The sequence below is a fragment of the Aliiroseovarius crassostreae genome (assembly GCF_025137635.1).
Lineage (GTDB): Bacteria > Pseudomonadota > Alphaproteobacteria > Rhodobacterales > Rhodobacteraceae > Aliiroseovarius > Aliiroseovarius crassostreae.
The window spans coordinates 158,186-171,189 of the sequence record NZ_CP080772.1; the positions used below are offsets into that span (position 1 = coordinate 158,186).

16 protein-coding genes are annotated in these 13,004 nt (G+C 59.5%); 10 read left to right on the forward strand and 6 right to left on the reverse strand.

The features are described 5' to 3' along the window. Positions 1 to 73 precede the first annotated feature (73 nt). Positions 74 to 517 carry a hypothetical protein gene (locus tag K3J57_RS00675; RefSeq protein WP_259785852.1) on the reverse strand — a complete coding sequence of 148 codons (444 nt, stop codon included), beginning with the start codon at positions 515 to 517 and terminating at the stop codon, positions 74 to 76. Between the two features lie 224 nt (positions 518 to 741). Here K3J57_RS00675 and K3J57_RS00680 point away from each other — a divergent pair, with 224 nt between their 5' ends. From K3J57_RS00680 to K3J57_RS00695, 4 genes are all read left to right on the forward strand, one after another. After that, a complete protein-coding gene (locus tag K3J57_RS00680) occupies positions 742 to 1,947 on the forward strand; it encodes a TsoY family (seleno)protein (protein ID WP_259796691.1) in 1,206 nt (401 codons plus the stop codon). A 121-nt stretch (positions 1,948 to 2,068) separates the two neighbouring features. After that, complete coding sequence (locus K3J57_RS00685; protein ID WP_254449688.1) at positions 2,069 to 2,482, forward strand: GFA family protein; 414 nt, start codon at positions 2,069 to 2,071, stop codon at positions 2,480 to 2,482. Between the two features lie 8 nt (positions 2,483 to 2,490). Continuing rightward, positions 2,491 to 3,120, forward strand: a complete 630-nt coding sequence (gene cobO, locus K3J57_RS00690; RefSeq protein ID WP_055187685.1) for a cob(I)yrinic acid a,c-diamide adenosyltransferase — start codon at positions 2,491 to 2,493, stop codon at positions 3,118 to 3,120. Between the two features lie 45 nt (positions 3,121 to 3,165). Then, a complete protein-coding gene (locus K3J57_RS00695; protein WP_259796693.1) occupies positions 3,166 to 3,510 on the forward strand; it encodes a YciI family protein in 345 nt (114 codons plus the stop codon). A gap of 145 nt (positions 3,511 to 3,655) precedes the next feature. Here the strand turns inward: K3J57_RS00695 and K3J57_RS00700 are convergent, their stop codons facing one another. Further along, entirely contained in the window at positions 3,656 to 4,189 is a 534-nt protein-coding gene (locus tag K3J57_RS00700; RefSeq protein WP_259796696.1) for an NADPH-dependent FMN reductase, read from the reverse strand. 61 nt (positions 4,190 to 4,250) lie between these two features. After that, positions 4,251 to 4,649 carry a VOC family protein gene (locus tag K3J57_RS00705; protein WP_259796699.1) on the reverse strand — a complete coding sequence of 133 codons (399 nt, stop codon included), beginning with the start codon at positions 4,647 to 4,649 and terminating at the stop codon, positions 4,251 to 4,253. A gap of 49 nt (positions 4,650 to 4,698) precedes the next feature. Here K3J57_RS00705 and K3J57_RS00710 point away from each other — a divergent pair, with 49 nt between their 5' ends. Then, a complete protein-coding gene (locus K3J57_RS00710; protein ID WP_259793383.1) occupies positions 4,699 to 5,502 on the forward strand; it encodes an HTD2 family dehydratase in 804 nt (267 codons plus the stop codon). Here K3J57_RS00710 and K3J57_RS00715 read toward each other — a convergent pair. Beyond that, positions 5,499 to 6,539: an NAD(P)/FAD-dependent oxidoreductase gene (locus K3J57_RS00715; protein WP_259793390.1), complete on the reverse strand. Its 1,041-nt coding sequence runs from the start codon at positions 6,537 to 6,539 to the stop codon at positions 5,499 to 5,501. The two genes, K3J57_RS00710 and K3J57_RS00715, sit on opposite strands and share 4 nt — an antisense overlap. 52 nt (positions 6,540 to 6,591) lie before the next feature. Here K3J57_RS00715 and mnmC2 point away from each other — a divergent pair, with 52 nt between their 5' ends. Then, positions 6,592 to 7,269, forward strand: coding sequence for a tRNA (5-methylaminomethyl-2-thiouridine)(34)-methyltransferase MnmC2 (gene mnmC2 / locus K3J57_RS00720; protein WP_259793397.1), 678 nt, complete (start codon positions 6,592 to 6,594; stop codon positions 7,267 to 7,269). 37 nt (positions 7,270 to 7,306) lie between these two features. Further along, positions 7,307 to 8,167: a DMT family transporter gene (locus K3J57_RS00725; protein WP_259785880.1), complete on the forward strand. Its 861-nt coding sequence runs from the start codon at positions 7,307 to 7,309 to the stop codon at positions 8,165 to 8,167. 231 nt (positions 8,168 to 8,398) lie between these two features. Here K3J57_RS00725 and K3J57_RS00730 read toward each other — a convergent pair whose 3' ends face one another. Further along, entirely contained in the window at positions 8,399 to 10,348 is a 1,950-nt protein-coding gene (locus K3J57_RS00730; protein ID WP_259796702.1) for a lytic transglycosylase domain-containing protein, read from the reverse strand. 143 nt (positions 10,349 to 10,491) lie between these two features. Here K3J57_RS00730 and dapA point away from each other — a divergent pair, with 143 nt between their 5' ends. Continuing rightward, positions 10,492 to 11,367, forward strand: a complete 876-nt coding sequence (gene dapA, locus K3J57_RS00735) for a 4-hydroxy-tetrahydrodipicolinate synthase (RefSeq protein WP_259776411.1) — start codon at positions 10,492 to 10,494, stop codon at positions 11,365 to 11,367. 48 nt (positions 11,368 to 11,415) lie between these two features. Here the strand turns inward: dapA and K3J57_RS00740 are convergent, their stop codons facing one another. Beyond that, positions 11,416 to 11,826, reverse strand: coding sequence for a RidA family protein (locus K3J57_RS00740; RefSeq protein WP_259793412.1), 411 nt, complete (start codon positions 11,824 to 11,826; stop codon positions 11,416 to 11,418). A 140-nt stretch (positions 11,827 to 11,966) separates the two neighbouring features. On the opposite strand from K3J57_RS00740, the gene tsaA reads away from it, so the two are divergent. Both tsaA and smpB read left to right on the forward strand, forming a co-directional pair. Then, positions 11,967 to 12,446 carry a tRNA (N6-threonylcarbamoyladenosine(37)-N6)-methyltransferase TrmO gene (gene tsaA / locus K3J57_RS00745; protein ID WP_259793420.1) on the forward strand — a complete coding sequence of 160 codons (480 nt, stop codon included), beginning with the start codon at positions 11,967 to 11,969 and terminating at the stop codon, positions 12,444 to 12,446. 32 nt (positions 12,447 to 12,478) lie between these two features. Continuing rightward, positions 12,479 to 12,964: an SsrA-binding protein SmpB gene (gene smpB / locus K3J57_RS00750; RefSeq protein WP_259793428.1), complete on the forward strand. Its 486-nt coding sequence runs from the start codon at positions 12,479 to 12,481 to the stop codon at positions 12,962 to 12,964. Positions 12,965 to 13,004 lie beyond the last annotated feature (40 nt).

The following is a 13,004-nucleotide window of genomic DNA, read 5'->3' on the forward strand; positions in this document are numbered from 1 at the left end:
AAAAGCAGGATCAGGCTCACAGCGGGAGCAACCCAAAGTGTCGCGCGGTTTCGTGGCCGGATGTGGGGTCCGATTATTGCCGTGCCGCAATGGGGGTGCATTCGATATTTTGCATTACCACGCGGTCTTCATCCGCGCTCCATTCATCCTGCAGTTCGCAATCCAGATCCACACGGATCGGAGGGGGCACCGGTGGCAGGTCGCCTTTGCAATTCAACTGGGCGCGCTGAATGCCCTGATCCCCGCTCAGGCTTCCCTCTCGAATGGGGCATCCGGTGCTTTGTTCGATGGCGATCTTGGCACGTCGCAGGACCGAAGACACGCTGGGCAGGGCTTCGAAATTCACCCGGTAGCTTTCCACCCAATCCTCGCGCCGATGGATTTTGAACGTCGCCCCCTGCACGGTGGCTTCATATGTCCTGGTGTCCTTGCTGCGAAACTCCGGGCTGGGACTGTCACACCCTGCGAGCAGGGCGGATAGGGCAAAGGGCAGCAGAGAGAGTGGGCGAAGGGGCATGGCGGTGCTCGTGGCGGAGGTGTCGATGGGGATAGCGTCGGTGGTTTTGGTTAATCAATGGTTAAGCACTGAGCAGAGAATGGATCATCCGCTGAATTCTCACCGGTAAAATCTGATGCCGGCAGCCGCTTTGATGCTTGCGACCGCTTGTCACTTGCCAAGGCGGGAGTCTCGGGTTAAACATATTCGTAAACATGAATATGTAAGCGAAAAGGAATCGCGCCATGCAACTCTCCCGCCCAGCTGACAAATACAATCCACTCTACTTTCTGGCCTCGGTCGGGGCCGGAGGTCTGTCGGTGACCTTCTTCATGTATCTGATGTTCTGGGTACCACATAAGGACCGCCCGGTGCCGATCTTCGAAGATCTGGTTGCAGTGATGCAATCGGGGTCGATGGGGTTGAAAATTGCTGTGATCGCCGCGTGGGCAGGGATCGCTGCCATGGTGTTTCTGAACCTGAAATATCTGGTCTGGAACCTCAAACAATTCTCGGCGTTCAAGAAAACCGACGCTTACGCAGCGCTGAAAAACTCCAATGCCGAAACCACTATTCTGGCGATGCCGCTGGCGCTCGCCATGTCAGTCAACGGCATGTTTGTGGCGGGACTGGTTTTTGTCCCCGGCCTGTGGAGCATCGTCGAATATCTGTTTCCCCTGGCCATGCTGGCCTTTCTCGCCATTGGTATTGTTGCGGTTGTCTATATCGGGGATTTCCTGGGCCGCGTGTTGACCAAGGGGGGCGTGTTCGATGTGACCGCGCATAACAGCTTTGCCCAGATGCTGCCTGCGTTTGCACTGTCGATGGTGGCGGTGGGTTTTGCCGCCCCGGCTGCGATGAGCCATACCGCCGCCGTTGTGGCAATTTCTTTGGTTGGGTCGACATTTTTCGGAACCGCTGCAATCGTTTACGCCCTGGTCGCGCTGGTCACCGCATTCAACTCGATGCTGCATTACGGCACCTCGAAAGAAAGTGCGCCGACCCTGATGATCGTGATCCCGATCCTGACGGTTCTGGGCATCATGTTCATGCGTCAGAACCATGGGTTGCATGAGACGTTCAATGTTCATGTGACCCCGGCAGAAACCATGGTGTTCCTTGCCCGTCTCTTGACCATTCAGCTGCTGTTTGCCCTGCTGGGCCTGGCCGTGCTTGCCCGTCAGGGATACTGGAAAAGCTTCGTTTTTGGGGTTGAGACGTCGCCCGGCTCCTACGCTCTTGTCTGCCCCGGTGTGGCGCTGTCCGTGTTGACCCATTTCTTCCTGAATGCGGGGCTGGTGAAAGCGGGTGTGCTGGACAAGTTCTCGTTGATCTACTGGGGCGGAACCGCCATTGCCCTTGTGCTGCAATTTGCCATGATCGCCCTTGTGCTGCGCCTGAACAAACAGCATTTCGGCCGCAGTCAGGCTGTTGCACAACCGGCAGAGTGACCGGACCAACGATATGGCTGGCGGGCGTCCCTTCGGGCGCCCGTTTTGCCTTTCGCATGCTTGCATTCCCCGCCCCAAACCGTGACAGTGGCAGGGCGAAAGGATCAGATTTGTGAGCGCAATGCCCCAACTTGATGACATCACCGGACAATGCCTGTGTGGCAAATGCGGCTTTGCCTTTCATGGCGCGCCGTTCTTGCAGGTGGTGTGCCATTGCGACAGCTGCCGCCGCGCAACCGGTGCGGCGAGTGTTGGGTTCATGGGCTTGAAAAACGGGCAATGGCGCTGGACCGGTGCGCGCCCCGCCTGTTACGAAAGCTCGCCCGGGGTGCAGCGTTTTTTCTGTCCGACCTGCGGGTCCGCACTGGGTTTCGAAGGCAGCCACTATCCCGGACAGTTCTATGCGCTTGCCTGTGCCCTTGCGGATCCAACGCTGTTTGCGCCGACCGCGCATGTGCATCATGATGAAATTCTGCCCTGGGCCAGCCCGGCGGATGACCTGCCCCGCCACCTGCTCACCTCCGAACTGCTTTGAGGAAACACATGACTGACAAACCCGCAAAACCCCCTGTTGACCCTGAACGTCACGCAATGAAAATGGCCAAGAAAAAGGCCGCACGTGACAAGATCATGGCCACCAAGACCGACAAGAAGGGGCTGGTGATTGTGCATACCGGCAAGGGCAAGGGCAAAAGCTCGGCAGCGTTTGGCATGATCTTCCGCTGTATCGCCCATGACATGAAATGCGCCGTGGTGCAGTTCATCAAAGGTGGCATGGATTGTGGCGAGCGGGATCTGATCACCGCAAAATTCGGAGATATCTGCGAATTTCACACCATGGGCGAGGGCTTTACCTGGGAAACTCAGGACAAGACCCGAGACACTGAAATGGCCCAGGCCGCGTGGGAAAAATCCAAAGAGCTGATCCGCGATCCTGCCAACACGATGGTGCTTCTGGATGAGATCAATATTGCCATCCGTTACGGCTATGTGGATGCCGCTGAGGTCGCCACCTTCCTTGACGAGGAAAAACCCGAGATGACCCATGTGGTTCTGACCGGGCGCAATGCCGCGGATGAGGTGATCGAACTGGCTGATCTCGTGACCGAAATGGAACTGGTCAAACACCCGTTCCGTTCGGGCATCAAAGCGCAGATCGGCGTCGAATACTGATCTGCCTTTGGGGCGCGCGCCCGCTGGATATGAAAAGGAAACGCCATGCCAAGGTTCTATATGGCCTATCACATGGATCAGACCGGGGCTGAACAGGCCGGGTCTGATCCGGATGTCCAATCTCAACGGCAGGCGCGGTTTCAACAATGGATGCAGAAACACGCGGCCGTTTTGCTGGTGCCGATGCAGCCATTGGGGCCGCAATGGACCATTTCAGAAGATGGCGCGCAGGAAGGGTTTGCAGGCTCCATGATGGGATATTCCATCCTCGAGGCCCCGGATCTGGAAACCGCCAAAACCATTGCTGCCGACTGCCCCTTTTGTGAAATCGGAAACTTGCAGCTGGCACAAATGGTTGAGCTTCCGGCGCCTCCAAAGACCACGACCTGAACAGGTCTGGGTAGGGCCGGGGCGATCGGCCCCCTCCGCTCTTCACACTTTCCCCTTGGTTCAAATACTCCCGCCGGAGGCACCCCAAAAGCCTGTCGACCAACCTGCCGACCAAAGTGAGAAAGGGCGCGGGAGCACCCTGCGGTCAGATCGCGTCCCGCAGCTTGACCATAAGCGCGGTCAGGTTCTTTTCATATCGCGCACTGATCAGTCGCCCGCCGTCGTCAAACTCTTCCCGACTGCCCGCCACGGCAATTTCCGGCCCAAGTATCAGACGTGGCTGAAAGGGTGTCATGGCTGCGACCAGCGAGGCCTGCGCGCGTTCGCCACCCGCCCGGCCGCTGGCGGCTGACATCACCACAACCGGCTTGCCCACCCAGGGTTGGGGCCGGGTCCGGCTGACCCAATCCAATGCGTTTTTCAGAACCCCGCTCAGCATTTTGTTATATTCCGGGGTCGAAATCAGCACCGCATCCGCTGACCTGATCTGTTCGGTCAGCACAGCCACCGGGGCCGGGATCCCCTGAGCCTCTTCCAGATCCCCATCGTAAAGTGGCAGGTTCAGATCCGCTTCGACGAAATCGCATTCCCCAAACACCCGCGCCGCTTCGCACAAAAGCATCCGGTTCGTCGACCCCTTGCGCAGTGCTCCGGGTAAGCCCAGTAACGTTACACTCATACCACTCTCCTGTTTTGCAGGCTGATCCTTGCGGCATATGTGCGCCAGATCAAGCCCAGCCTCAGCCCAGCGTGTTGGCGACTTCGATCAGATTGCCATCCGGGTCGCGCAGATAGAGTGACAGGATTGGTCCGGTGGCCCCGCTGCGCCGCACGGGGCCCTCTTCAACAGGAATTTCCATCTGCTCCAGATGAGCTTGCCACTCCGCCAAATCCCGGTCCGACAGGAAACAAAGATCCGCTGACCCCGGGGCAGGGGCTGCGGCCTTGGGATCAAAAGGTCTGTCCGCAGGATGAAGGTTGATTTTCTGGCTGCCAAAACACAAGGCCCACCTTGTGCTGCCATCCGCCGGGTGAAACGACACCGCCTGCATCCCCATAACATCCTCGTAAAACCGGATCGTGTCTTGCAGGTTCGTCACGGTCAGGACAAGGTGATCTAAAGTGGACACGGTGGGCATCTGGTCTTCTCCGGCTGGATACGCACAGGCTGACAGGAGGGCCGCCCCGATGCAAGAGCACCCCGACACCCAAAACACCTTTGCCGATCAAATGGATCCAGCCCGGGCCGTAGCACTGTTCACGGCGCTGGATCTCGGTCCGGCCCCGATGGCAGGGGATCCTTTGCCCCCATTTTTTCACCAGCTTTATTTCTGGGATGCGCAGCCGCCTTCTCATCTTGGTCGTGACGGCCATCCCCGCGTGGGGGGGCTGATCCCGGATATGGGTCTGCCGCGTCGCATGTGGGCCGGTGGGCGACTTGCCTTTCACGCCCCGCTTCAGGCCGGGGAAGAGGCGCGCAAAACCACCATTGTAGAAAGCACGGACCAGAAGGAAGGGCGCAGCGGTCCGCTTGGGTTTGTCACTTTGCGGCATGAGATTTATCAGGGGCATGACCTTAAGGTGACCGAATGGCAGGATCTCGTATATCGCGAAGACCCCTCGCCGAACGCCCCGAAACCCAACCCGCAACCCGCCGCCGAGGATGAGGAAAGCGCCGAAAGCTGGCGGTTTTCCTCAACCCTGCTGTTTCGCTATTCGGCCCTGACATTCAATGGGCACCGGATCCATTATGATCTCGACTATGCCCGTGAGGTCGAAGGGTATGACGGCCTGGTGGTGCATGGTCCGCTTCTGGCGCAGCTCCTTATGCTCAAGGCTACCCGTGAGCTTGGCCCGCTTGCGAGCTTTCGGTTCCGTGCCATGTCCCCGGTGATGCACACGCAAGGGGCCACGCTTTGCCGCAAGGGGCAGGTGCTGTGGGTGCGCGGGCATGATGGCCGGTTGTGCATGTTGGCCGAAGCCGGGATTTAAAGGCTTGCCTCGACCCGAAACCGCTCCGGCACCCTGTCGGCCTCATCCAGTATGAGATCTGCCATGACATCGGCCACGTTCGGCGCCATGCCAAAGCCGATCTTGAAGCCGCCATTGACGATGAACTCCCCCTCACGCCCGGGCCATTGCCCCAGCATCGGCGCGCGTGAACGGGCGCGCGGGCGCAGGCCAGCCCAGCGTTCGATGATAGGAGCGGCGCGCAGAACAGGCAGCACCTCGGTGGCTTTCAGCAAGATCTCGTCAAGCTGTTCGTCGGTCTCGTCTGCTGAAACATAGTCGCGCTCAGAGGTGGAGCCGACGGCCACCGTTCCGTTGTCATGGGGCACGATCAGCACCGGTCCCGCGGCAATCTGTGCCATGCCGCGCGCATCCAGCCCAAGCAAAGCTGCCTGTCCCTTGACCCCATTTCCGACCTGCTTTTCGCGCTCGGCCGACAAGGCCTGAAGTCCCGCCAGCCCGGTGGCCCAGACCAGCTTCCCTTCTCTCGGGGCATCACCAATCACCACTTCGCCCCCAAGGGCCCGGATTGCGCCCGAAAGGGCATCACAGGCAGAGCGTGGGTGAATGCGTGCGCTGAGCGTGTCGTGGATTACCAGCCCGGTTTCAGAGCGCGGCGACCAGCCGTCCTGCGGGGCGTCCTTGACCATCCATGTGGCTTTCCCCTGCCAACAGCTGCGCGCTGTTTCGGCCCGTTCGCGGGCCAGTTCCAACCCCCGCTCGGTGTCAATGGGTTGCAGGCGCCCGACGCGACCATAGCCGGTCGGCAGGCCGGACAGTTCTGTCGCTTGCTGCCAGAAGTTTTCGGCCATGATCAGGCTTTGAAACTGAAATTCCTTGATGTCGTTCCAGTTTTCCGGCGCGTGCGGGGCCAACATCCCAACCACACCGCCGGAACAGCCCGCCCCAATCCCGGTGCGTTCAATCACCCGCACCTTCGCCCCGCGCAGGGCGCAGGCAAAGGCTGTGCTCAGTCCGAACACACCCGCCCCCATCACCGTCACATCAACTGTTGCCAAAGTGAACATCCTTCCTCATTGTCGCGTAGTTATCCCCCTCATAGGCGATCAGATGAAACAGGACCAGACAGCAGAGCTTGAATGGAAAGACGGGGCGATCCCGGTGGCGACCCGGTTTGACGACCCGTATTTCAGCCTCGAGAACGGGCTGGATGAAACACGCCATGTGTTTTTGGCGGGAAACGACCTGCCAGCACGGTTCCGGCCAGGATTTCACATCGCTGAACTGGGGTTTGGCACCGGGTTGAATATGCTGGCCACGGTGATGGCCTGGCAGGGGGCTGGGGCGCCTGAACATACGCGATTCACCTCGTTTGAAGCCTATCCGATGGACGTCGAAGACATCGCACGCGCGCTGGAGGCCTTTCCCGAGGCACGCGCCCTTGCTGATCCGTTTCTTACGGCCTGGGCGCAGGGCAAGCGGGTTTTTGATGTTCACGGGCTTGTGGTCGAGGTGATCGAAGGGGATGCGCGCGAAGAGCTTTCGCGCTGGTCCGGTGGCGCGGATGCCTGGTTCCTCGATGGGTTTTCCCCTGCGAAAAACCCGGAACTGTGGGGAGAGGAACTGATGGCAGACGTGGCGCGTCATACCAACCCGAATGGCACGTTTGCGACATATACAGCAGCAGGTTTTGTTCGTCGCGCCCTAGACGCGGCGGGGTTTGCCGTGGAACGCTCGCCCGGTTATGGGCGAAAACGGCATATGAGCCGGGGGGCACTGCGCCTCTGATCATCGTAAGACCACAAAACGCGTAAGCGGGGCCGGCATGGAACAAAATACCCGATTGGGGATATGGCTGATGGTGGCCACAACCTTCGTGTTTGCGTTGCAGGACGGGATTTCGCGCCATCTGGCCGGGGAATATAATGTCTGGATGGTGGTGATGATCCGCTATTGGTTTTTTGCAGGCTTTGTTGTGTGGCTGACGCGGCGGTCAGGTGGCCTTCACCGGGTGCTGAAACCAACCAAACCATTTTTGCAAATCTTCCGTGGCGCCCTGTTGGCGTTGGAAATCTGCGTGACAGTTCTGGCTTTCACGTTGTTGGGCCTGGTGGAAAGTCACGCGGTTTTTGCCTGTTACCCGCTGCTGGTCGCGGCGCTGTCCGGACCGGTGCTGGGGGAGCATGTGGGCTGGCGGCGCTGGGCGGCGATCGGGGTAGGGTTCCTGGGCATATTGATCATCCTGAAACCGGGGTTTGGTGTCTTTGCGCCTGCGGCTGTGGTGCCGCTTCTGGGGGCAGGCATGTTTGCACTTTACGGTCTGCTCACCAGATATGCGGCGCGGTTTGACAGCACCCAAACCAGTTTTTTCTGGACCGGTGTGACAGGCGCGGTTGTGATGACAGTGATTGGGGCCGGGTTCTGGGAACCAATGAGCCGGGGGGACTGGATCTGGATGGGCACGCTGTGCCTGACCGGTGTGTTGGGGCATTGGCTCTTGATCAAATGCTATGAGGTGGCCGAAGCCAGCGCGGTCCAGCCCTTTGCCTATCTGCAGCTTGTTTTTGTGGCCATTCTGGGGGTTGCGGTTTTTGATGAGCAGATTGAGCTGAACGTGATTTTCGGCGCAGCGGTGGTTGTGGCAGCAGGAGTGTTTACGCTCCAGCGCGCCCGCGCCGCCAGCTAAAGGCAGGATCGCATCATGATCCTGCTGGGGGTGATTTCCCCAAAAGGGGCGTTGCCCCTCGGACCTGCGCGCTGCGCAGGCCCTCACCCCAGGATATTTGGGACAAGAAAAATGCGCGTCTGGTCCCATTTTCTGGTTGGAAATATCCCGGGGTGAGCCTCGCAGAGGCGAGGGGCAGAGCCCCTGATGTATTTCGGGAAGGGTGCACGTTTTCGGGGCTTTTCGAGATGCCTATTGCTTCAGCTCTTTAGACAGGCGCAGGGGGGCGGTCTTACCGGTCAGGCGGGCGCGGTAGATGGCCAGGCTTTCGGTGACGCGCATCACGTAGTTGCGGGTCTCACGGAAAGGGATGTGCTCAATCCAGTCGACGATGTCGGTTTCGGGTGCTCGTGGATCACCGAACCGTTCGGACCAGCTGCGCGATCGACCTGGCCCCGCGTTATAGCCAACCGCGATCAGCACAGGATTGCCGTCAAACTCTTCGATCAGCTTGGCAAGGTATTCGGATCCCAGTCGTGTGTTGTAGGCGGGGTCCTCGGTCAGGCGCGCCTTCGAATAGGACAGATCAAGGCGTTTCGCCATGTCTTTGGCGGTGCCGGGCATCAGTTGCATCAGCCCGCGGGCGCCGACACCAGAGACAACTTCAGGATCAAATTCGCTTTCGCGGCGGGCAATGGCAAGTTCCAGCGCGCGCGGCACACCCGCATTTCCCCGTCCAATGTCTGGTGTTGGGAAATAGGGCCGATGCAGGATCCATCCCTGCCGCGCGGCATATTTGGCAATCATGATGCGCAGATGGGGTTCACTCATTTTTTCAGCCCAACCCGTCAAATGGCCGATTTCATCCCGATTCAGACGTTCCGCCAGGTGAACGGTGAAGCGTTCTGTCCAGTAAAGCTCACCTGCGGCTTGCAGCAGGCGTGCGGCCTGCATGACGGATGTGTTCCAGAAGGGTTGATTGGAGAAATCCCGATGGCGTTCCCGGCCGGTCAGTGCCGGGTCCATGGGTAGGCCTGCCTTTTCAGCGGCAAGCTGGCCATAGAAGCTGGTTTGATATTTCGCACCCTCCGTATAGGCAGTCTTGGCTTCAGCGGACTTGCCCATGGCCTCATAGGCGCGGCCAATCCAATACCCTGCGCGGCCCAGTGAGATCGGCGTGAATACGCCGCTGCGGAAGCGTTTGAAGTGATAAAGGGCGGTTTCCGGGTCGTTCAGCTTGCGCAGGGCGATATACCCCGCCAGCCATTCCAGATCATTGTAATGCCCCCCTTCTGAAAGCTGGTGCTGGGCGGCCAGTTGATAGGCCTGCCGGTCGTTGCCTTCGCGCATTGACCAACGGGCGAGCACCCGCCTCCAGCTGCCCCAACGGTCGGGTTGTCCCAGCAGGACCATGGATTTTGAACGCTCAAGCAACAGCTCGGCGGCATCCTGGTTGCGCCCTTTCCCAGCGCGCCAGAGGAAACGTTCATAAGCCAGCCCCGGATCATTTGCCAACGCGGCTGGCACCGCTTTGATCAGAGCGTCCACCCCGTTTTCACCACGCCGCAGCGCAATGCGGGCGCGGGTCAGGGCGGCTTCTGCGCTGCCCAGAAGCGGCAGCATCCGGGTGGCATCGGTGCTGTTGCCACGCCAGAGCATATTGTCGGTCCGTTGCCAATGCAGCCCGCTCAGGGTCTGGCCGTAGCGGCTCACAAAGGCGTTGTGTTCGTCCTCGTCCATCGACAGGTTGCGCCAGGCATCTGAAATCACCTCGATTTCCGCCTTGCGCTGCTGGGCGTTCAGAGCTTCCGCAAGTCGCAATGCTCCCCGGCCGGTTTGTGGGGCTTGCGGGGCGAAGAAAGCGATGATTCTCTCTGGGTCGGACCTGCGGGGGATGGATTTTTCCGAACGTTTGCGCAGGAGTTTCAGCCCCGGCCAGTCGGGGCGGCGGTCGAGAAACGCGACCGTATCAGAAAATTCTCCTTCACCTTGCCTGAGGCGGTGCCATTCGACGATATCCGCCACCAACGGTCCACCGCCCTCGGCGCGCGCCCGGGCTGCGGGCCAATCGTCCATACGGGCAAGGGCAATGGCGTCCTTCAACGCCTGGACAGAAGTGGCCTCCTGGGCCGTTGCCGGTGTGATCTGAAGCCATGTAAGGGCCAGAAAGATCGTCATTATGTGGTAAATTCGCGCAGTCATGACGAAAACCTAGCGTCGCAGCGTGCCAGATCAACACACATTCTTGGCATTTGACCGGAACCCGGCTAGTTTCCGCCGCGTTTGCGGGGCGATTCAGAAACCACGCCCCGTGTGAATTGACGACTACAACAAAGGAGCGTGTCATGTTCAAAGGAAGTCTTCCTGCCCTGGTCACGCCGTTCAAGGACGGCGCAGTGGATTTTGACGCGCTCAAACGCATCGTGAACTGGCAGATCGACGAAGGGTCGAACGGGCTGGTGCCGGTTGGGACGACGGGCGAAAGCCCCACGCTGAGCCATGAAGAGCATGAAGCGGTGATCGAAGCGGTGGTGGAAACCGCGGCCGGTCGCGTGCCGGTGATTGCCGGGGCCGGGTCGAACAATACCGTGGAAACGCTGCGCTTCATGGAGCACGCCAAACGGGTCGGTGCCAGTGCCGGTCTGGTGGTCACGCCATACTATAACAAACCGACCCAGCGTGGGCTGATCCATCACTATCTTGCGGTGGCCGATGCGGTGGATCTGCCGATCGTGATCTACAACATTCCCGGCCGTTCGGTGGTGGACATGACCCCGGAAACCATGGGGGAGCTTGCCAGCCATCCGAATATCATCGGTGTGAAAGACGCCACTGGCGATCTGGCGCGGGTGAGCTATCAGCGCATGACCTGTGGGGCAGATTTCTGCCAGCTGTCGGGAGAAGATGCCACGGCGCATGGGTTCAATGCTCAGGGCGGTCAGGGCTGCATCTCGGTCACGGCAAACGTCGCCCCGCGCCTCTGTGCGGATATGCAGGCGGCAACATTGCGGGGGGACTATGCCCAGGCGCTGGAGATTGCCGACAAGCTGATGCCTCTGCACAAGGCGATCTTCACCGAGCCCGGGCTGGTCGGCGCCAAATACGGTCTGTCGAAACTGGGTCTGTGCGCGCCAGATGTGCGCAGCCCGCTGACCGATCTGGAAGACAGCACCAAGGCGCTGATCGACGACGCGATGCGCCACGCAGGCCTGCTGGGCTGAACCAGTCTATGACCACAGACGAAAGGCGCTCCGACCGGGGCGCCTTTTTTATTTGGAATGTCGACGGTCGGGTATGACCGCATCCACTTCGATTTCCACCAGCCATTCGGGATTTACAAAGCGATTGATCGCCATGATCGTGTCGACCGGGCGCGAGTCTGTGCAATAGGCCTTCCGTGCCTCGATGGCGTCCTTCCAATTGTCGATATCAGTAAGGATAACGCGGGTTCTCACGATATCCTCAATTCCGGACCCCGCATGTTCCAGGGCTGCCTTGATGATCTCAAAGCACTGGGTTGTTTGAGCAAAGACATCCCCGACGCCGACGGTTTTCCCATTTTCGTCAACCGGGGCGGTTCCTCCAACCGCGATGAAGTTTCCAACTTTGACCGCACGGCTGAAGCCAACGATTTCTTCCATCGGGTTCCCATTTGATATCAGAATACGGTCACCTGGCATGGGGCACCTCCTTTTCAGCAGTGTTTTCATAGTAGCATATTTGAGAAGGTGATGTTGCAGGTGGCCTTTCCACCTTTCGCTTTGAGCTTTTGCGTGACACTTTGCGTGAGACTGCGCGCGCAAGATATAAGGAGCCCCCCATGTCCGACATTCGTGAAGGTGAAATTGCCCTGCCATTTGACCCAGCTGATGAGGTCGGCCCTTCGGTCGCCTTCATTGGGCGCGTTCGCAGCCCATGGGAAAAGGGCACGGCGCCCGGCAATATTTCCGGTGCGCGGGAGCGGGGTGGGGAGTTCGCCATCGAACTGGACCCGCGCTATGTGCAGGGACTGCAAGGTCTGGAGGTAGGGCGGCATATCATCGTGATGTATTGGATGGATCGCGGACGGCGCGATTTGATTGTGCAATGCCCGCGCCACACGAATGGCCCTAGGGGTGTCTTTTCCCTGCGCTCTCCGGTGCGGCCCAATCCAATTGCACTGGCGACGGTCAAGATCACGTCGATGGACGGGGCGCGGATCGGGATCGACGCGATCGACTGTTTCGACGGCACCCCGGTGGTGGATATCAAACCGTGGATTGCCAGCATTGATCAGCCACAGGAGAGCGCCGGGGGCTAGACACTGCGCGCGCCAGCCCCTACATCCGCTTTATGGCTAAGAAAAAACCCACCAAAGAAGATGGCAACTACAAGGTGATCGCGGAAAATCGCCGTGCGCGGTATGATTATGCGATTGAAGATGACATCGAATGCGGGATTGTCCTGCAAGGGTCCGAGGTGAAATCCCTCAGGACCGGTGGGTCGAATATTGCTGAAAGCTATGCCGCGGTTGAGAATGGCGAGCTTTACCTGACCAACGCCTATATCGCGCCTTACAAACAGGCGATCACCTGGGGCCATCTGGAGCGGCGCAAACGCAAATTGCTGGCGTCCCGGCGCGAGATTGCCCGGATGTGGAAAGCCACCCAGCGCGAGGGGATGACCCTTGTGCCGATGGTCATGTATTTCAACCACAAGGGGCTGGTGAAGGTGAAGATCGGCATCGCCAAAGGTAAGAAGGCGCATGACAAACGCGCCACCGAAGCCAAGCGTGATTGGGGCCGCCAGAAACAACGCCTGCTGCGTCACGGGGAGTGAGGGGCTCTGCCCCTCGCGGTTTCACCGCTCACCCCGGGAT